Genomic DNA, 26,316 nt, shown 5'->3' with positions numbered 1-26,316 from the left:
GGCCGGGGCACCACCCCGCGCCCGGGTCGGCCGCCGTACGCCCCGACCCCCGTACGAAGACGAAAGCACCACGCCCCGACCCCGTACGAAGACGAAAGACGTAATTCCCGACCCCCGTACGAAGACGAAAGAGCAGCGCCCATGGCCCGCGACCTCGCCCCCGGCACCGGCCCCCACCGCGGCCGGCTGAGGGTGTACCTCGGTTCCGCCCCCGGTGTCGGCAAGACCTACCGGATGCTGGACGAGGCCAGGCGCAGACAGGACCGCGGCGCGGAGGTGGTGGTCGGCTACATCGAGTGCCACGGCCGCCGCCACACCGAGGCCATGCTCGACGGCCTGGACGTCGCACCCCGGGCCCGACGGCTCTACCGGGACGCCGAGTTCGAGGAGATGGACCTCGACGCGCTGCTCGCCCGCCGCCCCTCCCTGGTGCTGGTGGACGAGCTCGCGCACACCAACGTCCCCGGCGGCCGGCACGCCAAGCGCTGGCAGGACGTCGAGGAGCTGCTGGCCGCCGGGATCGACGTCATCACCACCGTCAACGTCCAGCACCTGGAATCGCTGAACGACGTCGTCCAGAAGATCACCGGCATCCCCCAGCGCGAGACCGTCCCGGACGAGGTGGTCCGCCGGGCCGACCAGATCGAACTCGTCGACATGGCCCCCCAGGCGCTGCGCCGCCGGATGGCCCACGGCAACGTCTACCGGGCGGAGAAAGTGGACGCCGCGCTCTCGAACTACTTCCGGGTCGGCAACCTCACCGCCCTGCGCGAGCTCGCCCTGCTCTGGGTGGCCGGGCGGGTCGACGAGGGGCTGCGCGACTACCGGGCCAGCCACCGCATCGACCGCGTCTGGGAGACCCGCGAGCGGGTGGTGGTCGCCCTCACCGGCGGCCCCGAGGGCGAGACGCTGATCCGCCGCGCCGCCCGGATCGCCGACCGCACGGCGGGCGGCGACCTGCTCGCCGTGCACGTCACCCGCAGCGACGGCCTGGCCGGGGCGTCCTCGGGGGCGCTCGCCCAGCAGCGGCAGCTGGTGGAGGCGCTGGGCGGCAGCTACCACGTGGTGGTCGGCGACGACATCCCCACCGCGCTGCTGGCCTTCGCCCGCGCCCACGACGCCACCCAGCTCGTCCTCGGCACCAGCCGGCGCGGCCGGATCACCCGGCTCCTCACCGGCCCCGGCATCGGCGAGACCACCGTGGACGGCTCCGAGGACATCGACGTCCACATGGTCACCCACGCGTTCACCGGCCGCGGCCGGCTGCCCCCGCTCGGCCGCCGCCACTCCAGGCGCCGCACCGTCGCCGGCTACGCCGCCGGACTCGTGCTGCCCTGGCTGCTGACGGCCGGCCTCTCGCAGTCCCGCGGCACCGTCAACCTGACCACCGACGCGCTGATCTTCCAGCTGGGCGTGGTCGTCGTCGCCCTGCTCGGCGGCGCCACCTCGGCCCTGCTGGCCTCCCTCGTCGCCTCGCTGCTGCTGAACTACTTCTTCATCCCGCCCCTGCACACCCTGACCATCGGCGAGACCAACAACCTCGTCGCCCTGCTGGTGTTCGCCGCCGTCGCGCTCACCGTCTCCACCGTGGTCGACCACGCGGGCCGGCTCACCACCCGGGCCGCCCGGGCCACCGCCGAGGCCGAGACCCTCTCCACCCTGGCCGGCAGCGTACTGCGCGGCGCCGACGCCCTGCCCGCCCTGCTGGAGAAGTCCCGGACGGCCTTCGGGATGGACTCCGTCGCCCTGCTGGAACGCACCGGCGGCGCGGTGCTGGCCCGCTGCGACGGCGAGGGCGGGCCCGCCGGGCCCGGCGAGACCACCGAGGTCCCGGTCGGCGCCGACGCCCTGCTGGCGCTCACCGGCCGCCGGCTGCCCGCCGCCGACCAGCGCGTCCTCACCGCGTTCGCCGCCCACGTGGCCGCCGCGCTGGAACGCGACCGGCTCGCCGTGGTGGCCGCCGAGGTCGAACCGATCAGGGCCGCCGACCGGATGCGCACCGCCCTGCTCGCCGCCGTCAGCCACGACCTGCGCACCCCGCTGGCCGCCGCCCTGGCCTCGGTCGGCTCGCTGCGCAGCCCCGACGTCGAGTTCTCCGCCGAGGACCGGGCCGAACTCCTGGCCACCGCCGACGAGTCCCTGGTCAAGCTCACCCGGCTGGTGGACAACCTGCTCGACATGAGCCGCCTCCAGGCCGGGGCCCTCACCCTCCACCTCGCCGAGACCCACCTGGACGAGATCCTGCCCCGGGCCCTGGACACCCTCCCCGACCCGTACGCGCCGGTACGGCCGTTCGACCTCACGTTCGACATCGAGGAGGGCGTCCCGGCCGTCCTGGTCGACCCGCCGCTGCTGGAGCGCGTCCTGGCCAACGTCATCGCCAACGCCCTGCGCCACACCGCCCCCGGCACCCCGGTCCTGGTCGCCGCCAGCCACCTCGGCGACCAGGTCGAGGTCAGGGTGATCGACCGCGGCCCCGGCATCGCCGTCGAGGACCGCGACCGCGTCTTCCTGCCCTTCCAGCGCCTCGGCGACACCGACAACACCACCGGCGTCGGCCTCGGCCTCGCCCTCTCCCGCGGCCTCGCCGAGGCCATGGGCGGCGGCCTGGAGGTCGAGGACACCCCCGGCGGCGGCACCACCATGCTGCTCACCCTGCCCGCCGCCCACCCGGGAGGAGCGCCCGCATGAGCGAGATCCTGGTCGTCGACGACGAACCGGCGCTGCTGCGTACCCTGCGGATCAACCTGAGCGCCCGCCGGTACGCCGTCCGGACGGCCGCCAGCGGCGGCGAGGCCCTGGACCGCGCCGCCCGGACCTCGCCCGACGCCGTCCTGCTCGACCTGGGCCTGCCCGACCTGGACGGCCTGGACGTCATCCGGGGCCTGCGCAGCCGCAGCGCCGTACCGATCATCGTGCTCTCCGGCCGCACCGGCGCGGCCGACAAGGTGGGCGCCCTGGACGCCGGCGCCGACGACTACCTCACCAAGCCGTTCCTGATGGAGGAACTGCTGGCCCGGCTGCGCGCCGTCCTGCGCCGTCCGCCGGGCGGCCCGGCCCCGGCCGCGCGGGTGATCGGCGCCCACACCGTGGACCTCGCCGCCACCACCGTGACCGGCCCGGACGGCCCGGTCCGGCTCACCCCCACCGAGTGGCGGATCCTGGCGCTGCTGCTCGCCGACCCCGGCCGCCTGGTGCCCGGCCGGCGGATCCTGCGCGAGGTCTGGGGCCCGGCGCAGGAGGGGCGCGGCAACTACCTGCGGGTCTACCTGGCGGGGCTGCGCCGCAAGCTGGAACGCGATCCGGCCCGGCCGCGCCACCTGATCACCGAGCCCGGTCTCGGCTACCGGTACGAGCCCTGACGCCGGGACGGCGGCGGCGCCCCGACGGCCGCGCGTCAACGGAGCGTCAAGGGTGGGCCGCCGGGCGACAGGAGGGCGTCAGGGCGGGCCGGACGGGGCGGTCGGCGGGCGTAGCGTCGTCGGTGAGCGAGCGGCCCTGCTCCATGTGGGGGATGCCGGGACCGCTCCGCCGCCTCGGCGGCCGACCGGTGGGGGAGGGGCGCGCGATCAACGACGCGCGCCCCTGTCACCCGCTCAGCCCTGCTCGGCCGCCCCGCTCGGCCCTGCTCAGCCGCCCCGGTCGGGCCGCCGCCGGCCCGCCGCTCAGCCCCCGCCCGTGCTCCCCGACTGCCGCGGCAGCGCCAGCGCCACCGTGTCGGCGAACTCCCGCACGGCACTGGTCCGGCTGACGATCCGCCCGCTGTGCACCACCAGCCGGCTGTGCCCGCCCGCGAGCGCCCCCGCCAGGCTGTCCCCGCGCACCGCCAGCAGCTCCGCCGGGAACCCGGCGTCCACCCGGACCGGCGGCAGCCCGAGCGCCGCCCGGGCCTGGTTGGCCACCGCGTCGTACGCCTCCTCCACGTCCAGCGCCCCGCTCGCCGCCAGCAGGTAGGCGGCCTCCAGCGGATCGGCCCGGCCCACCGGGTTGGCCGGGTCCCGCAGCGAGCCGCTGCCGGCCGAGAGCGGTACCCGGGCCTGCGCCAGCTCCCGCGGCAGCCCCGGCCGCATCCCGGCGGCCCGGCCCTCCAGACCGCTGCAGCCGCCGTTCTGCGGCAGGCAGACCACCCGGACGCCGCTGCTGGCCAGCACCGCCGGCCCGCCCGGCGCCAGCGCGCCGCACGGGCCGAGCACCACCCGGGGCCGCAGCGGGGCGAGCGCGCTCGCCAGCCGGGCGAGCTGCGCCGCGTCGGCCCCGGTGGTGTGCAGGTCCACCGGGCAGTCCGCCTCCCGGGCGGCCTCCAGCAGCACCTGGACGTACCCGGCCGGGTCAGGGTCCAGCTCCGGACAGCCGCCGGCCGCGGTGGCGCCGAGCTTGAGCGCGTCGCGCAGCTGGGCCCGGCCGTCCGCGCCGGCCAGACCGGTGAGCAGCCGGGGCATCGCGACCGCCTGCAGCTCCGCCAGGCCGCGCAGCGCCTGCCGGGCGGTGAGCACCGCCTCCAGCCGGCGCAGCCCGTGCACGTCGCCGATCCGGACGTGGGTGCGCTGCGCGGTGGCGCCGTAGCCCAGCGAGGTGAGCGCGGCCTCGGTGACCCGGCGGGTCAGGTCGCCGGAGGTCTCCGGCGGCGGTGCGGGCAGCGCGGCCGAGAAGGCGACGTCGTAGTGGGCGTGTGCCTCGGCGGGGGCCGGCAGCAGCAGATAGCCCTTGAGGTCGATCCGGGCCCCGGTGGTCGTGGTGGGGGCACCGGGCAGGGCCGGCAGCGGGCCGAGGCTGCCGGTGGTTCCGACGGCCTGGATCCGGTCGCCGCTGATCCGTACGTCCACCACCCGGCCGTCGGCGAGCCGGGCGTCGGTGAGCAGCAGGACGGGGCCGTGCCCCAGCGGGTTGGCGGCCGGCCCGGACCCGGGGTGGGGCCCGTCGGAGGGTGCGCTGTCCATCGCCCGGTTCCTCCCTCGCGCCGGCCGGTGCGGATCCCCGGCCCGTCCCGATCAATGAGCGACGAGCCTATGGCGCGGGGGCACGGGGTGCGGGGACGCGGGCAATAGTCGTATCGGGTCGGGCCGCGCCCCACCGGGGCCGATCGAACGCCCTGCCTTCGATCGCTCGCCCGTGCACCTCGCCCACCTGCGGTCTTCGCGCCGGGATACGGATTTCACCTCTGGGCGCGGAACGTGTAATCTCTTCCTCGTTCGCCCCTATAGCTCAGTCGGTAGAGCGTCTCCATGGTAAGGAGAAGGTCTGCGGTTCGATTCCGCATGGGGGCTCTGGTGAGAAGGAGTCAGCTTCGGCTGTGCTCCGGATCACTGTGGCGGTGTAGCTCAGTTGGTAGAGCAAGCGGCTCATAATCGCTGTGTCACCGGTTCAAGTCCGGTCACCGCTACCCCGCGTAGTCGGTCGGGAGATCGCACTCCCGGTCGGCTACTCTTGTTGTGTTCTTATTCAATGTCCAAGGAAGGCACTCCCGTGGCTGCCACCGATGTCCGCCCGAAGATCACGCTGGCCTGCGTGGAGTGCAAGGAGCGGAACTACATCACCAAGAAGAACCGGCGTAACGACCCGGACCGTCTTGAGATGAAGAAGCACTGCCCCCGCTGCAACTCGCACACCGCGCACCGCGAGACCCGCTGACCCTGTCGCGTGTCCGCGGGCCTGTGTGATCACAGGTCTACGACTCCGGGCCGTACCCCTCACAGGGTGCGGCCCGGAGTCTTTTCGTCATTCACCGCGCTCTTGAGGAGCTGCCATGGCACTCGACCCCTCCTTCATCGGGCGGACGTACCCGCCCACCGAGCCGTACGAGGTCGGCCGGGAGAAGATCCGCGAGTTCGCCGTCGCCGTGGGCGACGCCAACCCGGCGTACACCGACCCGGAGGCGGCCAAGGCGTTCGGCCACCCGGACGTCATCGCCCCGCCGACCTTCCCGTTCGTGCTCACCTACCGGGCCGCCGGCCAGGTGGTGGAGGACCCGCAGCTGGGCCTGGACTACAGCCGCGTGGTGCACGGTGACCAGAAGTTCGTCTACACCCGCCCGGTGCGGGCCGGCGACCGGCTCTCCGTCGCGGTGACCATCGACAACATCAAGTCGCTCGCGGGCAACGACGTGCTCACGGTGCGCGGCGAGGTGACGGACGCGACCGGCGAGCACGTGGTGACGTCGGTCATGACCCTGGTGGCCCGGGCCGCCGACGAGGCGGGGGAGTAACACCATGGCGATCAGCTACGACGAGGTCGCGGTCGGCACCGAGCTGCCGGCGCGGTCCTTCCCCGTGACGCGCGCCACGCTGGTGCAGTACGCGGGCGCCTCCGGGGACTTCAACCCGATCCACTGGAACGAGAAGTTCGCGCTGGAGGTCGGCCTGCCCGACGTCATCGCGCACGGCATGTTCACCATGGCCGAGGCGGTCCGGGTGGTCACCGACTGGGTCGGCGACCCGGGCGCGGTGGTCGAGTACGGCGTGCGCTTCACCCGGCCGGTGACGGTGCCCAACGACGGCGTCGGCTCCGTGATCGAGGTGACCGGCAAGGTCGCCAAGCTGCTGGACGACCGGAAGGTGCAGGTCGACCTGCTGGCGACCTTCGGCGGCCTGAAGGTGCTGGGCATGTCCCGCGCCGTCGTCCGGCTGGCCTGACCGCCCGGAGCCTGAGCGCCCGGCGGGGAGGGGCGGACCGGCCCCTCCCCGTACGCTGGGGGCGTGCTGGTAGAACTCGACGCCCCCCTCGCCCCGCTGACCACCCTGCGGCTCGGCGGTCCCGCCCGCCGGCTGGTGACCGCGCAGACCGACGAGGACGTGATCGCCACCGTCCGGGAGGCCGACGCGGCCGGCGAGCCGCTGCTGGTCCTCGGCGGCGGCTCCAACCTGGTGATCGGCGACGCCGGCTTCGCCGGGACGGTGCTGCGGATCGCCACCACCGGCTTCGTGCTGGACGGCACCACCCTGGAACTCGCGGCCGGTGAGGTGTGGGCCGACGCGGTCACCAGGACCGTGCTGGAGCACGGCCTGGCCGGGATCGAGTTCCTGGCCGGGATCCCCGGCTCGGCCGGCGCCACCCCGGTCCAGAACGTGGGTGCGTACGGCCAGGAGGTCGCCCAGTCGATCACCGAGGTGGTCGCCTACGACCGCCGGAGCGACCGGGTGGTCACCCTCACCAACGCCGAGTGCGGCTTCTCCTACCGGCACAGCCGCTTCAAGGCCGACCCGGACCGCTACGTCGTGCTCCGGGTCCGCTTCGGCCTGGAGGACGGCGGCGGGCTCTCCACCCCGGTCGCCTACGCCGAGACGGCCCGGCACCTGGGCGTGCTGCCGGGTGAGCGGGTCGACCTCACCACCGCCTGGAACGCCGTGCTGACGCTGCGCGCGGGCAAGGGCATGGTGCTCGACGCGGCCGACCACGACACCTGGTCGGCGGGCTCCTTCTTCACCAACCCGGTGCTGACCGCCGAGCAGTACGCCGCCTTCCTGGCGCTGGCGGCCGCGCGCGAGCTCACCGCCCCCGCCTACCCGGCGCCGGACGGCCGGACTAAGACCTCGGCGGCCTGGCTGATCGACAAGGCCGGCTTCGGCAAGGGGTACGGCAGCGGCCCGGCCACCCTCTCCACCAAGCACACCCTGGCCCTGACCAACCGCGGCGCGGCCACCGCCGAGGACCTGCTGGCGCTGGCCCGCGAGATCCGCGACGGCGTCCGGTCCGCGTTCGGCGTGGAGCTGGTCAACGAGCCGGTGATGGTGGGCGTCGAGCTCTAGCCGGCGGCGCGGCCCGGGTGCTGGGCGGCCGGGAAGCCCCGGGCGGCCGCCACCCCCGGGGTGGTGCCGTCCCCGAGCCAGCCGTCGATGTCCGCCAGCAGCTCCTTGCGGACGCTGTCCGGCGCGCGTGAGCCGCGCACCGACTGGCGGGCCAGCTCGGCGAGTTCGGCGTCGGAGAAGCCGAGCACGTCGCGGGCCAGCTCGTACTGGGCGGCCAGCCGGGTGCCGAACAGCAGCGGGTCGTCGGCGCCCAGCGCCAGCGGGACGCCCGCGTCGAACAGTCGCCGCAGCGGGACGTCCTCGGCCCGCTCGTAGACGCCCAGCGAGACGTTGGAGGACGGGCAGACCTCGCAGGTGACCTGCCGGTCGGCCAGCCGCTGCATCAGCCGGGGGTCCTCGGCAGCCCGGACGCCGTGGCCGATCCGGCCGGCGCCCAGGTCGTCCAGGCAGTCCCGGACCGACTCGGGCCCGGCCAGTTCGCCGCCGTGCGGGGCGGCCAGCAGCCCGCCCTTGCGGGCGATGTCGAAGGCCCGGTCGAAGTCCCGGGCAAGGCCGCGCCGTTCGTCGTTGGAGAGGCCGAAGCCGACCACCCCCCGGTCGGTGTAGCGGACGGCCAGCCGGGCCAGCGTCCGGGCGTCCATCGGGGACTTCATCCGGTTGGCCGCGACCAGCACCCGGATCCCGACGCCGGTCGCCCCGGCGGCCTGCTCCACCGCGTCCAGGATCAGTTCGAGGGCGGGGATCAGACCGCCCAGCCGGGGCGCGTACGAGGTCGGGTCGACCTGGATCTCCAGCCAGCGCGAGCCGTCCCGCCGCTCGTCCTCGGCGGTCTCCAGCACCAGGCGGCGGATGTCGGACTCGTCGCGCAGCACCGAGCGGGCGGTGTCGTAGAGGCGCTGGAAGCGGAACCAGCCGCGTTCGTCGGTGGCCCGCAGCCTGGGCGGCTCGGCGGAGCTGAGCGCCTCCGGCAGCCGGACGCCGTGCTTGTCGGCCAACTCCAGCAGGGTGGCGGGGCGCATCGAGCCGGTGAAGTGCAGGTGCAGGTGGGCCTTGGGGAGGTCCCTGACGTCTCGCGGATTCAGCAGGCGTTCCATTCGCCGATACTGCCGTATCGGGCCCCGATACGGGAACCGCCCCCTTCCCGTCCCCCGAAGGGGTGAAAAGGGGGCGGTCCGCGGTGGAGCGGGACGGTCGGGACCGTCAGGCGGTGGCCTCGGCGAGCAGCTTCTGCATCCGGCCGACGCCCTCGACCAGGTCGGCGTCGCCGAGCGCGTAGGAGAGCCGCAGGTAGCCCGGGGTGCCGAAGGCCTCGCCGGGGACGACCGCGACCTCGACCTCGTCCAGGATCAGCGCGGCCAGCTCGGCGGAGCTCTGCGGACGGGTGCCGCGGATCTCCTTGCCCAGCAGGCCCTTGACCGACGGGTAGACGTAGAACGCGCCCTCGGGCTCGGGGCAGAGGACGCCCTCGATCTCGTTCAGCATCTTCACGATGGTCTTGCGGCGCCGGTCGAAGGCGGTGCGCATCTCGTGCACGGCGGCGAGGTCACCGCTGACGGCGGCGAGCGCGGCGCGCTGCGCGACGTTGGAGACGTTCGAGGTGGCGTGCGACTGCAGGTTGGTCGCGGCCTTGACGACGTCCTTGGGGGCGATCAGCCAGCCCACCCGCCAGCCGGTCATGGCGTAGGTCTTGGCCACGCCGTTGACCACGATGGTCTTGTCCGCCAGCTCGGGCAGCAGGGCCGGCAGCGAGGTGAACTTCGCGTCGCCGTAGACCAGGTGCTCGTAGATCTCGTCGGTCAGCACCCAGAGGCCGTGCTCCAGGGCCCACTCGCCGATGGCCCGGGCCTCGGCCTCGGTGTAGACCGCACCGGTCGGGTTGGACGGCGAGACGAAGAGCACCACCTTGGTGTTCTCGGTGCGGGCGGCCTCCAGCTGCTCTACCGAGACCTTGTAGCCGGTGGTCTCGTCGGCCACGACCTCCACCGGCACACCGCCGGCCAGCTGCACCGACTCCGGGTAGGTGGTCCAGTACGGGGCCGGGACGATGACCTCGTCGCCCGGGTCGAGGATCGCGGCGAAGGCCTCGTAGATCGCCTGCTTGCCGCCGTTGGTCACCAGCACCTGGGAGGCGTCCACCTGGTAGCCGGAGTCGCGCAGCGTCTTGGCGGCGATCGCGGCCTTCAGCTCCGGCAGGCCGCCGGCCGGGGTGTAGCGGTGGTTCTTCGGGTCGCGGCAGGCCTCGACGGCGGCTTCGACGATGTAGTCCGGGGTGGGGAAGTCCGGCTCGCCGGCGCCGAAGCCGATGACCGGCCGGCCGGCCGCCTTGAGGGCCTTGGCCTTGGCGTCCACGGCGAGGGTCGCGGACTCGGCGATCGCGCCGATCCGGGCGGAGACCCGGCGGTCGGCGGGGCGGACGGAACTGTCGGGCTGCGGGGTGGAAGCGCTCATGCCTGCATGGTCGCAGAACCGGGACGGACCGGGCATGGGGGTTTCACCATATGTACGGGCTCGTCCGGATGGTGGCCCGAAGCGGGGCCGGTCCGTGGTCGTTGGGCGGCCGGTTCGGTGGTCGGACGTGAGAGAAGAGGTTCGACCAAACGCCTCTCGACCACGTACACTCACTCCTCGACGGCCACCGAGAAGCCACGCTTCCACCGCCTGTGCATGCAGCGGCGGGAGATGCGGTAGGTTGGTGGTCGCTACAGGGGCCGAGAGGCACCGTAGGGCAATAGCTCAATTGGTAGAGCACCGGTCTCCAAAACCGGCGGTTGGGGGTTCAAGTCCCTCTTGCCCTGCTGCTTGATCCGTATTCAGCCCGTTCGCTCCACAGAGCGAGCGGGCTTGATGCGGAGAGGGCTCCGAACAGCACCGCTTTAGCCGGCCGCTCGTGCCCTCTCGGGCACGCAGGTGATGCTCGGCAGGACCCGGATTCAGGTGAGGACGAGTGACGGAGACCACGGGCTCCACCGCAACGCCTGAGAGCGGCAACCCCGAGGGTGCCGACGGCGCTGACGAGACCACGCCTGCCGAGGGCGGGGACGAGGGGCAGTCGCGCCGCGACCGCAAGCGGGCAGGCCGCGCGGACAAGAAGTCCGGCAAGCGTGCCAAGAAGGGCGCCTTCGCCCGGCTCGCGCTGTTCTACCGCCAGATCATCGCGGAGCTGCGCAAGGTCGTCTGGCCCTCCCGCAACGAGCTGGTCAACTACACCACCGTGGTGGTCGTGTTCGTCGTGGTCGTGATGGCGTTCGTCGCCGGCCTCGACTACGGCTTCTCGAAGCTCAGCCTCTGGGTCTTCGGCTGACCGAGCGGTCCCACCTTCGAAACAGCTTCCCGACCCGGGCCGATTCTTCGGCCCGGGTCGAGCTGTCGGCGCCGGACGTACGAGGCCGCTACCGTTGACTCGGTACTGTTGAAGTCTCCGAGTCATCTTCTGGCGCCCGTGTGAAGCAGAGCGGCGCCGGAAAGGTCCCGGAGCGCGCCACCTTCACCATCTCCAGGAAAGAAGCAGCCACCGTGTCTGAGTCCCCCCTGTACGACGCCGACGAGACCGTCCGCGAGGCGGATGTCGCCGCCGAGCTGGACGCGGCCGAGCTGGCTGACGAAGCCGAGGCCGCCGAGCAGATCGTGGACGCCGCGGACAGCGACGAGGACGAGGTCGCGGCGGACGACGAGGCCGAGGCCGGCGAGCCCGCCGAGGAGGCCGCGCTGCACGCGGAGTCCGCCGAGGAGCTCGACGCCGAGGCCGCCGAGGACCAGGACGAGGACGAGGCAGTGGACGAGGCCGGCGCCGAGGCGGAGGCCGAGGAGGAAGCCGCCGAGGAGGCTGTCGAGGTCGACCCGGTCGCCAAGTTCCGCGAGGACCTGCGCTTCATGCCCGGCGAGTGGTACGTGATCCACACCTACGCCGGCTACGAGAACCGGGTGAAGCAGAACCTGGAGCAGCGCGCGGTCTCCCTCAACGTCGAGGAGTACATCTTCCAGGCCGAGGTGCCGCAGGAGGAGGTCGTCCAGATCAAGAACGGCGACCGCAAGACCATCCGCCAGAACAAGCTCCCCGGCTACGTGCTGGTGCGCATGGACCTCACCCCGGAGTCCTGGGGCGTCGTGCGCAACACCCCCGGTGTCACCGGCTTCGTCGGCAACGCCTACGACCCGTACCCGCTGACGCTGGACGAGGTCGTCAAGATGCTCGCCCCCGACGTCGAGCGCCAGGCGGCCAAGGACGCCGGCAAGCCGTCGCCGGTCAAGCCCAGCGAGATCCAGGTCCTGGACTTCGAGGTCGGCGACTCGGTCACCGTCACCGACGGCCCCTTCGCCACCCTCCAGGCGACGATCAACGAGATCAACCCGGACTCGAAGAAGGTCAAGGGCCTGGTCGAGATCTTCGGCCGGGAGACCCCGGTCGAGCTCTCCTTCGACCAGATCCAGAAGAACTAGTACGGCCGCGGGGACTCGGACGAGTCCTCCGGTTCGGGGCGGGGCTTCGGCTCCGCCCCGAAGTCGTTTTGGTCCAGCGGCGCATCCGCGTTAGCCTGGTCCGATGTGTGTGCTGGCGGCTGGGTGTCGCCCCGGTTCCGCACGCACCAGCAATCACCTCTCGGAAGGACCCGGAGAGAAATGCCTCCCAAGAAGAAGAAGGTCACGGGGCTTATCAAGCTCCAGATCAACGCCGGTGCGGCCAACCCGGCGCCGCCGGTCGGCCCCGCGCTGGGTCAGCACGGCGTCAACATCATGGAGTTCTGCAAGGCCTACAACGCCGCGACCGAGTCGCAGCGCGGCATGATCGTGCCGGTGGAGATCACGGTCTACGACGACCGTTCCTTCACCTTCATCACGAAGACGCCGCCGGCCGCGCGCCTCATCCTGAAGGCCGCGGGCGTGGACAAGGGCTCGGCCGAGCCGCACAAGACCAAGGTCGCCAAGCTCACGGCCGCCCAGGTCCGCGAGATCGCCACGGTCAAGCTCCCCGACCTGAACGCCAACGACCTGGACGCCGCGTCCAAGATCATCGCCGGCACCGCCCGGTCGATGGGCATCACGGTCGAGGGCTGATCACCCTTCTCGTCCTTGTGGTAGGGCCTGCGCGGCCCGTCCATACCACGACTCCATTCCCCATTCAGGAGCAGCAGTGAAGCGCAGCAAGGCTCTGAAGGCCGCGGACGCACAGGTCGACCGCGAGCGCCTTTACGCCCCCCTCGAGGCCATCCGCCTCGCCAAGGCGACCAGCACCACCAAGTTCGACGGCACCGTCGAGGTCGCCATGCGTCTGGGCGTCGACCCGCGCAAGGCCGACCAGATGGTCCGCAGCACCGTGATCCTCCCGCACGGCACCGGTAAGACCGCTCGGGTCCTGGTCTTCGCGACCGGCGAGCGTGCCGAGGCCGCGCGTGCTGCGGGCGCCGACATCGTCGGCTCCGACGAGCTCATCGACGAGGTCGCCAAGGGCCGCCTCGACTTCGACGCCGTCGTCGCCACCCCGGACCTCATGGGCAAGGTCGGCCGCCTGGGCCGCGTGCTCGGTCCCCGTGGCCTGATGCCGAACCCGAAGACCGGCACCGTGACCCCGGACGTGGCCAAGGCCGTGAACGAGATCAAGGGCGGCAAGATCGAGTTCCGCGTCGACAAGCACTCGAACCTGCACTTCATCATCGGTAAGGCCTCCTTCACCGACGAGCAGCTGGTCGAGAACTACGCCGCCGCGCTGGACGAGGTGCTCCGCGCCAAGCCGTCCGCCGCCAAGGGTCGCTACATCAAGAAGACCGCGATCAGCACCACGATCGGCCCCGGCATCCTGGTGGACCCGAACCGCACCCGCAACCTCCTGGTCGAGGAGGACCCGGCCTCCGTCTGAGCCCTGAGCTCCGACCGGTAGCCGCGTCCTGGGCGCAGCAGTAGTCCGCACGACGGGCCCGTACCCCCTCTCCGGGGGTGCGGGCCCGTCGTCGTGTCCGGATCGAGATCCCGGCGGTGGGGAACTCCCGGGCGGCTCGTCGTACGCTCGGCCGGTCCGATCATCTGATCGATGCCCGACCGAAGTCGACCGCCGGAGTGTGCCGTGCCGCCCGCCCTTCGCCCCGCCGCCTGGGGGGCGGCCCTCCTGGTGCTCGCCAGCGGCCTGACGGCGTGCAGCCTGCTGGCGGTCTCGGGGGACCGCACGCCGCTGGGCGCACCCGCGACGGTCCGCCCGCCCAAGCAGGTGCTGCTCTCGGCCACCCAGACACTGGACGACACCGGTGGCGCGCGGGTGCGGACGGTCGAGGAGGGCCCGGCCGGGCGGCGCACCGCCGCCGGCACCGTGGTCTGGGGCCCCCGGGACGCGGCCGAGCTGACCGTCACCGACGAGCGGGGCACCGGCCGGCTGCGCAGCCAGGACGGCACGGTCGACCTCGGATACGAGGGGGCGGCGCCGCTGCGGGCCGAGCGGGCCGAGGCCGAGTCGCTCGACCCGCGAGCCGTCCCGGGCGCGGGCGGCTACGCGGGCGGCTGGATGACCGGGCTGATATCCAACCCGGGCGACTCGGCGCACACCATGGCACTGGCCGGCCGGCTCACCTCGCTCGGCGGGGAGGAGCTCGCCGGCACCACCGTGGCGCACTACCAGGGGAGCGCGCCGGTGGCCGAGTACTTCGCCGCGGACCAGGGCCTCACCCCCGAGCGGCTCGCGGTGGTCCTCGGCTACTACCGGGAGCGCGGCGTGACCGCCATCGGGTACGACGTCTGGATCGCGCCCGGCGACCGCCTGCTGCGGCTGCGCGCCACCGCCGTGGGCAGCGCCGGAACCGTGGTCACCACGACGGACGTCTCCGAGCTCGGGACGGGCACCGAGAGCCCGGCCCCCGCGGGCTAGGCGGCGCCACCGCACGCGGTGGGGAAGGCGCCCGGTGATCCATTAGAGTCCGCTGGGTATTTTCTGATGATCAGGTCTTTGGGGGGCTCCTTATGCGCGTTCTGCGCCATGCGTGCGTCACGGTCGCGGCGACCGTCCTGGCCGCCGGGCTGGCGGCCTGCGGCAGCGACGGTACGACCGGCACCAAGGCGGCCGGTGACGCCGTGGCCGGCGCCGCGGCGGGACTCGACCCGCGGGCGGCGCTGGCCGCCTCGGCCGTGGTGATGCAGCGGGCCGGCAACGGCTCGCTCGCGCTGACCGCGGAGGCCGGCCCGATGGCCGGTACCGCCGAATGGCAGCAGCGGACCGTCGTCGACGTCGCGGCCAAGACCGAGTCGGGCACCAGGGCGAGGATCATCGGTGACGAGGTCTACCTCGGCGGCGGCCTGCAGACCACGGCCGTGCTGGGCGGGAAGCACTGGGCCAGGATCGAGCCGAAGGACCCGGTCGTCGGCTCGATGTCGGTGATGTTCCTGACCGTGGCGCAACTGACGAACCCGGTCCTCCAGTTGTCGGCGGCGGCCCAGGGCGGCAAGCTCACCAAGGTCGGCGCGGAGGCGGTCGGCGGGGTCCAGACCACCCACTACCGCGCCGTCGAGGAGGTCGCCAAGCTGGCCGACAGCCTGAGCGCGCTCGGCGGCGACCAGCGCGCGGCCGTCCGCCAGACGCTCGACACCGGCGGCAGCACGCTGACCGTGGACTTCTGGATCAACGACAAGCAGGAGCTCGTCCAGCTCCGGGAGTACGGCGACAAGGGCGGCGAGTCCTCGGCCGTCACCGTCACCTACTCGGGCCTCGGCGCCGCGCCCAAGATCGAGGCACCGGCCGCGGGCGACGTCGGCAAGGGGGCCGACTTCGCCAAGGTCTTCCGCAGCTGACCCCACCGGGCGCCGGCGACACCGCCCGACGGGCCGAGGGGGTCGCCGCAGGTCGGTCCGGTCCCTGGTGGCAAGGTGGCTGGAACAGCACGGCCGGTCCACGGCGGCCGGGGACGGGGCGGCCCGCAGCGGGACCGCCGCAGTGGTGACCGGACGGAAGGAGAGGGGGCATGGCGGTGCGGCAGCGACTGGCGGCCATCACGGCCGCGGTGCTCCTGGCGAGCGGTCTCACCGCGTGCGGCAGCGGCGGGGGCGCCTCGCCGGTGCCGTCCGGCACCCCGTCGCCGAGCACCGTCGCCGCGACCGGGCCGGCCAAGCCCACCGACCGGTCGCCGCACGGCGTCCTGCTCTCCGCCCAGCTCACCATGCAGACCGCCCGCCGGGCCAAGGTCAGCTACCGGCTGGGGGCGGACGCCGGCTCCGGCCCGCTGTTCTGGCAGCCGAAGACCGCGCTCCAGGTCAAACGTTCCACTTCGGCCGAGGCCGAGCAGCTGATCGTCGTGGACACCGTCGCGTACCAGGGCGGTGACGCGGCCACCGCGGCCCGGCAGGCCGGCCGGCACTGGGAGCGGTTCTCCGTGGCGCCGACCGCGGACGGCCACCGGGAGATCCCCTACGCCGGGCTGATCGACCTGCTGAACCCGGTCGAGGCGCTGGCCGCCGCGACCGCCGACGGGATCGAGGCGCAGTACCTCGGCGAGGAGAAGTTCGAGGACTCGGCGGTCGAGCACTTCCGGGTCACCACCGACGCCGAGCGCTACGCGGCCGCCCAGGTCCAGCTGGGCCAGGCCCGCCGGGACGGCCTGCGGGCCGCGCTGGCCCCCGGCGGCTCGGTCTCGCTGACCCTGGACCTGTGGCTGAACGACAAGGACCAGCTGGTCCGGCTGCAGCGCACGGGCACCGGGGCGAGCGGCCGGGCGGACGACGCGGTGCTCTACAGCGACTTCGCCGGCACCCTCTCGGTGCAGGCCCCGGCCGAGGCGGACACCGTGGACGTGGGCACCCGAAGCATCTCCCCGCTGGCCCGCTGAGGGCCCCGGGTGGGCGATTTGCCCCGGACGGACGAGTCCGGCTAGTGTTACCGAAGCCAAAGACCGCTGGTTGTCGCCGTGCACTCGCAAGAGGCGCGGGGACCGAAGGATCTGCGATTCGTCGCAGGCAGCCCGCGCAGGATTGTTTGGAGCTTGGACTTCCGGGACCCGCGTGTTCGCACGTGGACCCGTCGAGGTCGAACTGAGCCCCGTGCGCCTGCGCACCGGGGCTCATCTGCTTTTCCGCAGGAGCTTTCCTTCCGTCCGGTGGTCCGAGGTTCGAATGGTCGACTTTCGCGGTCGGCCTGACTTCGACATCACGGAAGGAGGCGTAAGCCTATGGCTAGGCCCGACAAGGCTGCCGCCGTCGCCGAGATCACGGAGCAGTTCCGTGCCTCGAGTGCGGCCGTGCTGACCGAGTACCGCGGTCTGACGGTGAAGCAGGTTAAGACCCTGCGTCGCTCGCTGGGTGACAACGCCCAGTACGCCGTGGTGAAGAACACGCTGACCAAGATTGCGGCCAATGAGGCCGGGATCACGGAGCTCGACGACCTGTTCGCCGGTCCGACGGCTGTCGCCTTCGTCACCGGTGACCCGGTGGAGTCGGCGAAGGCTCTGCGTGACTTCGCCAAGGAGAACCCCGCTCTCATCATCAAGGGCGGTGTCCTTGACGGTAAGGCGCTGACCGCCGATGAGATCAAGAAGCTCGCGGACCTCGAGTCCCGCGAGGTGCTGCTCGCCAAGCTGGCCGGCGCGCTGAAGGGCAAGCAGTCCCAGGCTGCCGCGCTCTTCCAGGCCCTGCCGTCGAAGCTCGTCCGCACTGTGGACGCGCTGCGCGACAAGGTCGAGCAGGGCGGTGCCGGTACGCCGGCTCCCGCCGCCGAGGACGAGGCCACGGAGTAATTCCGCAGGCTCACGCCTCGCTGCGGGCCCGTACGCCCGCCAACCCGTACATACGGCACCACCTGCCGAATTAGTGGAAGGACGCCAATCATGGCGAAGCTGACCCAGGACGAGCTGCTCGCGCAGTTCGAGGAGCTCACCCTCATCGAGCTCGCCGCCTTCGTGAAGGCGTTCGAGGAGAAGTTCGACGTCACCGCTGCCGCTCCGGTCGCCGTTGCCGCCGCCGGTGGCGCTGCCCCGGTCGAGGCTGTTGAGGAGCAGGACGAGTTCGACGTCATCCTCGACGGTGCCGGCGACAAGAAGATCCAGGTCATCAAGGAGGTGCGCACCCTGACCTCCCTCGGCCTGAAGGAGGCCAAGGACCTCGTTGACACCGCTGGTGCCAAGGTCCTGGAGAAGGTTGCCAAGGACGTTGCCGAGAAGGCCAAGGCTGCCCTCGAGGCCGCTGGCGCCAAGGTCACCGTCAAGTGACTCCTCCCCGGCCCTGAGGGCCGGGAGGCAGCCGCACGCCCTCACTGAGGGCGGAGGATGCCACGGGTCGGGCCGATCACCCTCGCGGGTGGTCGGCCCGGCCTTTTTCGTGTTCCCGGGCCCCGGGAGGGTCCGGACCGGGCGCCGGCGCCGGGCGCCGGGCAGAGGCGTCCGGAGCGGGCCCTCCCGGGGCCCCGCGGCGGCCCCCGCGGCCCGGCGGCACCGGAGTGGCCGAGAGCGCACTCGGCACCGTCGGTGCGGGCGGGTATGGTGATCGCTGTCATCGAGAGTGGCCCTCACCACGGCTTCTGTAACGCCGGGCGGGTCCAGGGCGATGGACGGGTCGAGGTCCGTGCCGGAGGCGGGCCCTTGACGAACCGGGCGCGGCGCGCGATTCTCGTGGCGCGAGTCCGCCCCGGTTGGTTCGCTGGTGGATGCATAACCAGCGGCTCCGGAGGGAAGTGACTCCACGTGAGTCGAGGCGGCCCGGCGGTGTCCGGGCCAGTGCAGTACCCGGCGGGCGTTCGCGTTCGCCGGCTACCGGGAGGAGTCTCCGATTCGGTTTCCGAATCAGAGCTGGACAGCAGTGTGCCGTTTGGCTACACTGTCCCTTTGCGCTGCCTGTTAGCTGCTCCGTGACTCGTCGCCCGGAGTTTGCGTTGCCCTGAAGGGGTCTGGCACCGCCTCCGCAAAACGGCTCTGACCTCGGGTTTCACGACCCGGCAGAGGCCAGTGGCGAGGGAGGTGGGACCAAGCCTTTCCAGGCCCGGCCGGTACGCGCGCAGTGAGCTCCGAGCCCTCGGAAGGACCCCCCTCTTGGCCGCGCCGCGCAACGCCTCGAACAATTCCGCCGCATCCACCGCCCCGCTCCGCGTTTCGTTCGCGAAGATCAAGGAGCCCCTCGAGGTCCCGAACCTCCTGGCCCTGCAGACCGAGAGCTTTGACTGGCTGCTCGGCAACGCGGCCTGGAAGGCCCGGGTCGAGGCGGCCCTGGAGAGTGGTCAGGACGTCCCCACCAAGTCCGGTCTGGAGGAGATCTTCGAAGAGATCTCGCCGATCGAGGACTTCAGTGGGTCGATGTCGCTGACCTTCCGCGACCACCGTTTCGAGCCGCCGAAGAACTCCATTGACGAGTGCAAGGACCGCGACTTCACGTTCGCGGCCCCGCTCTTCGTCACGGCCGAGTTCACCAACAACGAGACCGGTGAGATCAAGTCTCAGACGGTCTTCATGGGCGACTTCCCGCTCATGACCCACAAGGGCACGTTCGTGATCAACGGCACCGAGCGTGTCGTCGTCTCGCAGCTCGTCCGCTCCCCGGGTGTGTACTTCGACTCCACCCTGGACAAGGTGTCCGACAAGGACATCTACTCCTGCAAGGTCATCCCCTCGCGTGGTGCCTGGCTGGAGATGGAGATCGACAAGCGCGACATGGTCGGCGTCCGCATCGACCGCAAGCGCAAGCAGTCCGTCACCGTGCTGCTCAAGGCGCTCGGCTGGACCAACGAGATGATTCTCGAGGAGTTCGGCGAGTACGAGTCGATGCGCGCCACCCTGGAGAAGGACCACACCCAGGGCCAGGACGACGCGCTGCTCGACATCTACCGCAAGCTGCGCCCGGGCGAGCCGCCCACCCGCGAGGCCGCGCAGACGCTTCTGGAGAACCTCTACTTCAACCCGAAGCGCTACGACCTCGCCAAGGTCGGCCGTTACAAGGTCAACCGCAAGCTGGGCAACGCCGAGTCGCTGGACTCCGGCGTGCTCACCGAGCCCGACATCATCGGTGCGATCAAGTACCTGGTGAAGCTGCACGCGGGCGAGACCGAGTGGCGTGACACCGAGGGCCGCGACATCGTGGTCGAGGTCGACGACATCGACCACTTCGGCAACCGTCGTCTGCGCAACGTCGGCGAGCTCATCCAGAACCAGGTCCGTACGGGTCTCGCCCGTATGGAGCGCGTCGTGCGCGAGCGCATGACCACCCAGGACGTCGAGGCGATCACGCCGCAGACCCTGATCAACATCCGGCCGGTCGTCGCCTCCATCAAGGAGTTCTTCGGCACCAGCCAGCTGTCGCAGTTCATGGACCAGACGAACCCGCTGTCGGGCCTGACCCACAAGCGCCGTCTGTCCGCCCTCGGTCCCGGTGGTCTCTCCCGTGAGCGCGCCGGCTTCGAGGTCCGTGACGTGCACCCCTCGCACTACGGGCGCATGTGTCCGATCGAGACCCCGGAAGGCCCGAACATCGGTCTGATCGGGTCGCTGGCCTCGTACGGCCGGGTCAACGCGTTCGGCTTCATCGAGACCCCGTACCGCAAGGTCATCGAGGGTGTCGTCACCGAGCAGGTCGACTACCTCACGGCCGACGAGGAGGACCGCTACGTCATCGCGCAGGCCAACGCCCCGCTGACGGCGGAGCTGACCTTCGCCGAGCCGCGTGTCCTGGTCCGCCGCCGTGGCGGCGAGATCGACTACATCCCGGGCACCGAGATCGACTACATGGACGTCTCGCCGCGCCAGATGGTGTCGGTCGCGACCGCCATGATCCCGTTCCTCGAGCACGACGACGCCAACCGCGCGCTCATGGGCTCGAACATGATGCGCCAGGCGGTGCCGCTGCTGAAGAGCGAGGCTCCGCTGGTCGGCACCGGCATGGAGTACCGCTGCGCCGTCGACGCCGCGGACGTCATCACCGCCGAGAAGGCCGGTGTCGTCCAGGAGGTCTCGGCCGACTACGTCACCGTGGCCAACGACGACGGCACGTACACCACGTACCGCGCCGCCAAGTTCACCCGCTCCAACCAGGGCACCGCCTTCAACCAGAAGGTGCTCGTGGACGAGGGCGCCCGGGTCGAGGTCAACCAGGTGCTGGCCGACGGCCCGTGCACCGACGAGGGCGAGATGGCCCTCGGCAAGAACCTGCTCGTGGCGTTCATGTCGTGGGAGGGTCACAACTACGAGGACGCGATCATCCTGTCGCAGCGCCTCGTGCAGGACGACGTCCTCTCCTCGATCCACATCGAGGAGCACGAGGTCGACGCCCGTGACACCAAGCTCGGCCCCGAGGAGATCACCCGGGACATCCCGAACGTCTCCGAGGAGGTCCTCGCCGACCTCGACGAGCGCGGCATCATCCGGATCGGCGCCGACGTCGTCACCGGTGACATCCTGGTCGGCAAGGTCACGCCCAAGGGCGAGACCGAGCTGACCCCGGAGGAGCGCCTGCTCCGCGCGATCTTCGGTGAGAAGGCCCGTGAGGTCCGCGACACCTCGCTGAAGGTGCCGCACGGTGAGTCCGGCAAGGTCATCGGCGTGCGCGTCTTCGACCGCGAAGAGGGCGACGAGCTGCCCCCGGGCGTCAACCAGCTGGTCCGCGTCTACGTGGCCCAGAAGCGCAAGATCACCAACGGTGACAAGCTCGCCGGCCGTCACGGCAACAAGGGCGTCATCTCGAAGATCCTGCCGGTCGAGGACATGCCGTTCCTGGAGGACGGCACCCCGGTCGACATCATCCTCAACCCGCTGGGTGTCCCGTCCCGAATGAACCCGGGACAGGTCCTGGAGATCCACCTCGGGTGGCTCGCCAAGCAGGGCTGGGACGTCTCCGGCCTCGCCGACGAGTGGGCCCAGCGCCTCCAGGCGATCGGCGCCGACACCGTCCAGGGCGGCACCAACCTCGCCACCCCGGTCTTCGACGGCGCCCGCGAGGACGAGATCACCGGCCTGCTGGACAACACCACCCTCACCCGTGACGGTGAGCGCCTGGTGAACTCCACCGGTAAGGCCCGGCTGTTCGACGGCCGCTCCGGCGAGCCGTTCCCGATGCCGGTCTCGGTCGGCTACATGTACATCCTCAAGCTGCACCACCTGGTCGACGACAAGCTGCACGCCCGTTCGACCGGCCCGTACTCGATGATCACCCAGCAGCCGCTGGGTGGTAAGGCGCAGTTCGGTGGTCAGCGCTTCGGTGAGATGGAGGTGTGGGCCCTTGAGGCGTACGGCGCCGCCTACGCGCTGCAGGAACTCCTCACCATCAAGTCCGACGACGTTCTCGGCCGCGTGAAGGTCTACGAGGCCATCGTCAAGGGCGAGAACATCCCCGAGCCCGGCATTCCCGAGTCCTTCAAGGTGCTCATCAAGGAAATGCAGTCGCTCTGCCTCAACGTGGAGGTGCTGTCCTCGGACGGCCAGTCCATCGAGATGCGGGACTCCGACGAGGACGTGTTCCGCGCCGCCGAGGAGCTCGGCATCGACCTGTCCCGGCGCGAGCCGAGCAGCGTCGAAGAGGTCTGACGGAGGCAGGGCCGGCTCTTCACCACTGGGAGCCGGCCCGCCCCCAGGCCCCCCTCAGACCACATGAACGACTCTCGACTTACGAAAGAGGGCTTGACGACCAGTGCTTGACGTCAACTTCTTCGACGAGCTCCGCATCGGCCTGGCCACCGCCGACGACATCCGCCAGTGGTCGCACGGCGAGGTCAAGAAGCCGGAGACCATCAACTACCGCACCCTGAAGCCCGAAAAGGACGGACTCTTCTGCGAGAAGATCTTCGGTCCGACCCGGGACTGGGAGTGCTACTGCGGTAAGTACAAGCGCGTCCGCTTCAAGGGCATCATCTGTGAGCGCTGCGGCGTCGAGGTGACCCGCGCCAAGGTGCGCCGTGAGCGGATGGGCCACATCGAGCTGGCCGCCCCGGTCACCCACATCTGGTACTTCAAGGGTGTCCCGTCCCGCCTGGGCTACCTGCTCGACCTGGCGCCGAAGGACCTCGAGAAGGTCATCTACTTCGCCGCCTACATGATCACCTGGGTGGACGACGAGCGTCGCCAGCGCGACCTCCCGTCCCTGGAGGCGCACGTCTCGGTCGAGCGCCAGCAGATCGAGAACCGCCGCGACTCCGACCTCGAAGCCCGCGCCAAGAAGGCCGAGACCGACCTGGCCGAGCTGGAGGCCGAGGGCGCCAAGGCCGACGTGCGCCGCAAGGTGCGCGAGGGTGCCGAGCGCGAGATGAAGCAGCTGCGCGACCGCGCGCAGCGCGAGCTCGACCGCCTCGACGAGGTGTGGGCCCGCTTCAAGAACCTCAAGGTCCAGGACCTGGAGGGCGACGAGCTGCTCTACCGCGAGCTGCGCGACCGCTTCGGCACCTACTTCTCCGGCTCGATGGGCGCGGCGGCCCTCAAGGACCGCCTCGAGACCTTCGACCTGGCGGAGGAGTCCGAGCGCCTGCGCGAGATCATCCGCACCGGCAAGGGCCAGAAGAAGACCCGTGCGCTGAAGCGCCTCAAGGTCGTCTCCGCGTTCCTGCAGACCACCAACAAGCCCAACGGCATGGTGCTGGACTGCGTCCCGGTCATCCCGCCGGACCTGCGTCCGATGGTGCAGCTGGACGGTGGCCGCTTCGCGACCTCCGACCTGAACGACCTGTACCGCCGCGTGATCAACCGCAACAACCGCCTGAAGCGCCTTCTCGACCTCGGTGCCCCCGAGATCATCGTGAACAACGAGAAGCGCATGCTCCAGGAGGCCGTCGACGCGCTGTTCGACAACGGCCGTCGTGGTCGCCCGGTCACGGGCCCCGGCAACCGCCCGCTGAAGTCCCTCAGCGACATGCTGAAGGGCAAGCAGGGTCGTTTCCGTCAGAACCTGCTCGGCAAGCGAGTCGACTACTCGGCCCGTTCGGTCATCGTCGTCGGCCCGCAGCTCAAGCTGCACCAGTGCGGTCTGCCCAAGGCCATGGCGCTGGAGCTCTTCAAGCCGTTCGTGATGAAGCGCCTGGTGGACCTGAACCACGCGCAGAACATCAAGTCGGCCAAGCGCATGGTCGAGCGTGCCCGCCCGGTCGTGTGGGACGTGCTCGAAGAGGTCATCGCCGAGCACCCGGTGCTGCTGAACCGCGCACCCACCCTGCACCGCCTCGGCATCCAGGCCTTCGAGCCCCAGCTGGTCGAGGGCAAGGCCATCCAGATCCACCCGCTCGTCTGCACCGCGTTCAACGCGGACTTCGACGGTGACCAGATGGCCGTCCACCTGCCGCTCTCCGCGGAGGCGCAGGCCGAGGCCCGCATCCTGATGCTGTCCTCGAACAACATCCTGAAGCCGGCCGACGGTCGCCCCGTCACCATGCCGACCCAGGACATGGTGCTGGGTCTGTTCTTCCTGACCTCGGACCGCGACAACGTCAAGGGCGCCGGCCGCTCCTTCTCCTCGACCGCCGAGGCCGTCATGGCCTTCGACGCCAAGGAGCTGGACGTCCAGGCCGTCATCGACATCCGCCTGCCGATCGGCACCGTCCCGCCCCGTGGCTGGACCCCGCCGGTCGACGAGGACGGTCAGTCGAACTGGTTCGAGGGCGAGTCCTTCCGCCTGAAGACCACCCTGGGCCGCGCGCTCTTCAACGAGCTGCTGCCCGAGGACTACCCGTTCGTCGACTACGAGGTGGGCAAGAAGCAGCTCTCCGCGATCGTCAACGACCTGGCGGAGCGCTACCCCAAGGTCGTCGTCGCGGCGACCCTGGACAACCTGAAGGCGGCCGGCTTCCACTGGGCCACCCGCTCGGGTGTCACGGTCTCGATCTCCGACGTCGTCGTCCCGCCGAGCAAGCCCCAGATCCTCGAGGGCTACGAGGCGAAGGCGGAGAAGGTCCAGCGTCAGTACGAGCGCGGCCTGATCACCAACGACGAGCGCAAGCAGGAGCTCATCGGCATCTGGACCCAGGCGACCAACGAGGTCGCCGAGGCCATGAACGCGAACTTCCCGAAGACGAACCCCATCTTCATGATGGTCGACTCGGGTGCTCGTGGAAACATGATGCAGATGCGTCAGATCGCCGGTATGCGTGGTCTGGTGTCCAACGCCAAGAACGAGACGATCCCGCGTCCCATCAAGGCGTCGTTCCGTGAGGGCCTCACCGTTCTCGAGTACTTCATCTCGACCCACGGTGCCCGTAAGGGTCTGGCCGACACCGCGCTGCGTACCGCCGACTCCGGCTACCTCACCCGTCGTCTGGTCGACGTCTCCCAGGACGTCATCATCCGCGAGGAGGACTGCGGCACCGAGCGCGGCCTCAAGCTGGCGATCGGCACGGTCGAGAACGGCGTCCTGCGCAAGACGGACGACGTCGAGACCAGCGTCTACGCCCGCATGCTGGCCGAGGACATCACGGTGGACGGCAAGCTCCTCGCCACCGCCAACACCGACCTCGGTGACGTGCTGATCGACGAGCTGATCCGCCACGGCATCAGCGAGGTCAAGACCCGCTCGATCCTGACCTGTGAGTCGGCCGTCGGCACCTGTGCCTTCTGCTACGGCCGCTCGCTGGCCACCGGCAAGCTGGTCGACATCGGTGAGGCGGTCGGCATCATCGCCGCCCAGTCCATCGGTGAGCCCGGTACCCAGCTGACCATGCGTACCTTCCACACCGGTGGTGTGGCCGGTGACGACATCACGCAGGGTCTGCCCCGTGTCGTCGAGCTCTTCGAGGCCCGTACCCCCAAGGGTGTGGCCCCGATCTCGGAGGCGCAGGGCCGGGTCCGCATCGAGGACACCGAGAAGACCCGCAAGCTGGTCGTCACGCCGGACGACGGCACCGACGAGATCGCCTACCCGGTCTCGAAGCGTGTGAAGCTGCTCGTCAGCGAGGGCGAGGCGGTCGAGGTCGGCCAGAAGCTGACCATGGGTGCCACCAACCCGCACGACGTGCTGCGGATCATGGGCCAGCGTGCCGTCCAGATCCACCTGGTCGCCGAGGTCCAGAAGGTCTACAACTCGCAGGGCGTGTCGATCCACGACAAGCACATCGAGATCATCATCCGGCAGATGCTGCGCCGCGTGACGATCATCGAGTCGGGCGACGCCGAGCTGCTCCCGGGCGAGCTCGTCGAGCGCGGCCGCTTCGAGACCGAGAACCGTCGTGTGGTCTCCGAGGGCGGTCACCCCGCCTCCGGCCGTCCGCAGCTGATGGGTATCACCAAGGCCTCGCTGGCCACTGAGTCCTGGCTGTCGGCCGCCTCCTTCCAGGAGACGACCCGGGTCCTCACCGACGCGGCGATCCACGCCAAGTCGGACCCGCTGCTGGGCCTCAAGGAGAACGTCATCCTCGGTAAGCTCATCCCGGCCGGTACGGGTCTGCCCCGCTACCGCAACATCCGTGTCGAGCCGACCGAGGAGGCCAAGGCCGCGATGTACTCGGCCGTCGGCTACGACGACTACGACCTGTCGCCCTTCGGCGCCGGCTCCGGCCAGGCGGTGCCGCTGGACGACTACGACTACGGTCCCTACACCGGCTGAGTCGACGGTCCCTGAACCGCCGGGCGGTCACCCCTCACGGGGGTGGCCGCCCGGCGGCGTTTCCGGGGGCCTTCCGGGGGCCTTCCCGGGGGCCGGCGGGGTCGGAGAGGACGCGGCG

Annotated in this window: 20 protein-coding genes and 3 tRNA genes; 20 read left to right on the top strand and 3 right to left on the bottom strand. The window is 71.1% G+C overall.

The genetic code is table 11. The annotated features are described in order from the left end of the window. The first annotated feature begins 141 nt into the window (after positions 1 to 141). Positions 142 to 2,691, top strand: a complete 2,550-nt coding sequence (locus tag OG618_RS16460) for an ATP-binding protein (RefSeq protein ID WP_329488183.1) — start codon at positions 142 to 144, stop codon at positions 2,689 to 2,691. After that, positions 2,688 to 3,362: a response regulator gene (locus tag OG618_RS16455; protein WP_329488182.1), complete on the top strand. Its 675-nt coding sequence runs from the start codon at positions 2,688 to 2,690 to the stop codon at positions 3,360 to 3,362. The genes OG618_RS16460 and OG618_RS16455 overlap by 4 nt, the downstream gene beginning before the upstream one ends. A gap of 303 nt (positions 3,363 to 3,665) precedes the next feature. On the opposite strand, the gene OG618_RS16450 is transcribed toward OG618_RS16455, so the two are convergent. After that, positions 3,666 to 4,937 carry a hydrolase gene (locus tag OG618_RS16450; protein WP_329488181.1) on the bottom strand — a complete coding sequence of 424 codons (1,272 nt, stop codon included), beginning with the start codon at positions 4,935 to 4,937 and terminating at the stop codon, positions 3,666 to 3,668. A 254-nt stretch (positions 4,938 to 5,191) separates the two neighbouring features. On the opposite strand from OG618_RS16450, the gene OG618_RS16445 reads away from it, so the two are divergent. From OG618_RS16445 to OG618_RS16420, 6 genes are all read left to right on the top strand, one after another. Next, positions 5,192 to 5,264, top strand: a tRNA-Thr gene (locus OG618_RS16445). 43 nt (positions 5,265 to 5,307) lie between these two features. Continuing rightward, a tRNA-Met gene (locus OG618_RS16440) sits at positions 5,308 to 5,380 on the top strand. Positions 5,381 to 5,463: 83 nt separating this feature from the next. Next, positions 5,464 to 5,628, top strand: a complete 165-nt coding sequence (gene rpmG / locus OG618_RS16435; protein ID WP_006604855.1) for a 50S ribosomal protein L33 — start codon at positions 5,464 to 5,466, stop codon at positions 5,626 to 5,628. Between the two features lie 115 nt (positions 5,629 to 5,743). Further along, positions 5,744 to 6,202: a MaoC family dehydratase N-terminal domain-containing protein gene (locus OG618_RS16430; protein ID WP_329488179.1), complete on the top strand. Its 459-nt coding sequence runs from the start codon at positions 5,744 to 5,746 to the stop codon at positions 6,200 to 6,202. A gap of 4 nt (positions 6,203 to 6,206) precedes the next feature. After that, a complete protein-coding gene (locus OG618_RS16425; RefSeq protein WP_329488178.1) occupies positions 6,207 to 6,629 on the top strand; it encodes a MaoC family dehydratase in 423 nt (140 codons plus the stop codon). 63 nt (positions 6,630 to 6,692) lie between these two features. Further along, complete coding sequence (locus OG618_RS16420; RefSeq protein ID WP_329488177.1) at positions 6,693 to 7,742, top strand: UDP-N-acetylmuramate dehydrogenase; 1,050 nt, start codon at positions 6,693 to 6,695, stop codon at positions 7,740 to 7,742. Here the strand turns inward: OG618_RS16420 and OG618_RS16415 are convergent. Both OG618_RS16415 and OG618_RS16410 read right to left on the bottom strand, forming a co-directional pair. Continuing rightward, positions 7,739 to 8,836: an adenosine deaminase gene (locus OG618_RS16415; RefSeq protein WP_329488176.1), complete on the bottom strand. Its 1,098-nt coding sequence runs from the start codon at positions 8,834 to 8,836 to the stop codon at positions 7,739 to 7,741. The two genes, OG618_RS16420 and OG618_RS16415, sit on opposite strands and share 4 nt — an antisense overlap. 106 nt (positions 8,837 to 8,942) lie before the next feature. Further along, entirely contained in the window at positions 8,943 to 10,190 is a 1,248-nt protein-coding gene (locus OG618_RS16410; RefSeq protein WP_329488175.1) for a pyridoxal phosphate-dependent aminotransferase, read from the bottom strand. A gap of 274 nt (positions 10,191 to 10,464) precedes the next feature. On the opposite strand from OG618_RS16410, the gene OG618_RS16405 reads away from it, so the two are divergent. The 12 genes from OG618_RS16405 (at position 10,465) to OG618_RS16350 (ending at position 26,198) form a co-directional block, all read left to right on the top strand. Then, a tRNA-Trp gene (locus OG618_RS16405) sits at positions 10,465 to 10,537 on the top strand. A gap of 149 nt (positions 10,538 to 10,686) precedes the next feature. Continuing rightward, positions 10,687 to 11,043 (top strand): preprotein translocase subunit SecE, encoded by a 357-nt coding sequence (gene secE, locus OG618_RS16400; RefSeq protein ID WP_329488174.1) that lies wholly within the window; start codon positions 10,687 to 10,689, stop codon positions 11,041 to 11,043. Between the two features lie 212 nt (positions 11,044 to 11,255). Next, on the top strand, positions 11,256 to 12,179 hold the full coding sequence (gene nusG, locus OG618_RS16395; RefSeq protein ID WP_442906804.1) for a transcription termination/antitermination protein NusG: 924 nt from the start codon (positions 11,256 to 11,258) through the stop codon (positions 12,177 to 12,179). A gap of 180 nt (positions 12,180 to 12,359) precedes the next feature. Continuing rightward, positions 12,360 to 12,794 (top strand): 50S ribosomal protein L11, encoded by a 435-nt coding sequence (gene rplK / locus OG618_RS16390; protein ID WP_148644356.1) that lies wholly within the window; start codon positions 12,360 to 12,362, stop codon positions 12,792 to 12,794. Positions 12,795 to 12,870: 76 nt separating this feature from the next. After that, positions 12,871 to 13,593 (top strand): 50S ribosomal protein L1, encoded by a 723-nt coding sequence (rplA, locus tag OG618_RS16385; RefSeq protein ID WP_329488172.1) that lies wholly within the window; start codon positions 12,871 to 12,873, stop codon positions 13,591 to 13,593. Positions 13,594 to 13,797: 204 nt separating this feature from the next. Next, entirely contained in the window at positions 13,798 to 14,589 is a 792-nt protein-coding gene (locus OG618_RS16380) for a hypothetical protein (protein WP_329488171.1), read from the top strand. Positions 14,590 to 14,681: 92 nt separating this feature from the next. Next, positions 14,682 to 15,506 (top strand): hypothetical protein, encoded by an 825-nt coding sequence (locus tag OG618_RS16375; RefSeq protein WP_329488170.1) that lies wholly within the window; start codon positions 14,682 to 14,684, stop codon positions 15,504 to 15,506. 170 nt (positions 15,507 to 15,676) lie between these two features. Next, on the top strand, positions 15,677 to 16,537 hold the full coding sequence (locus OG618_RS16370) for a hypothetical protein (RefSeq protein ID WP_329488168.1): 861 nt from the start codon (positions 15,677 to 15,679) through the stop codon (positions 16,535 to 16,537). 339 nt (positions 16,538 to 16,876) lie between these two features. Beyond that, positions 16,877 to 17,440: a 50S ribosomal protein L10 gene (gene rplJ / locus OG618_RS16365; RefSeq protein ID WP_329488167.1), complete on the top strand. Its 564-nt coding sequence runs from the start codon at positions 16,877 to 16,879 to the stop codon at positions 17,438 to 17,440. Between the two features lie 90 nt (positions 17,441 to 17,530). After that, positions 17,531 to 17,911 (top strand): 50S ribosomal protein L7/L12, encoded by a 381-nt coding sequence (gene rplL / locus OG618_RS16360; protein WP_329488166.1) that lies wholly within the window; start codon positions 17,531 to 17,533, stop codon positions 17,909 to 17,911. A gap of 816 nt (positions 17,912 to 18,727) precedes the next feature. Continuing rightward, the gene (gene rpoB, locus OG618_RS16355; protein ID WP_329488165.1) at positions 18,728 to 22,204 is read left to right on the top strand and encodes a DNA-directed RNA polymerase subunit beta; all 3,477 of its coding nucleotides are present in this window, start codon (positions 18,728 to 18,730) and stop codon (positions 22,202 to 22,204) included. Positions 22,205 to 22,307: 103 nt separating this feature from the next. After that, entirely contained in the window at positions 22,308 to 26,198 is a 3,891-nt protein-coding gene (locus OG618_RS16350; protein WP_329488164.1) for a DNA-directed RNA polymerase subunit beta', read from the top strand. Positions 26,199 to 26,316 lie beyond the last annotated feature (118 nt).

This window comes from Kitasatospora sp. NBC_01246, from assembly GCF_036226505.1.
GTDB lineage: Bacteria > Actinomycetota > Actinomycetes > Streptomycetales > Streptomycetaceae > Kitasatospora.
The sequence above is the reverse complement of the archived record's forward strand: the minus strand, read 5'-3'. Positions and strand labels throughout refer to the sequence as shown.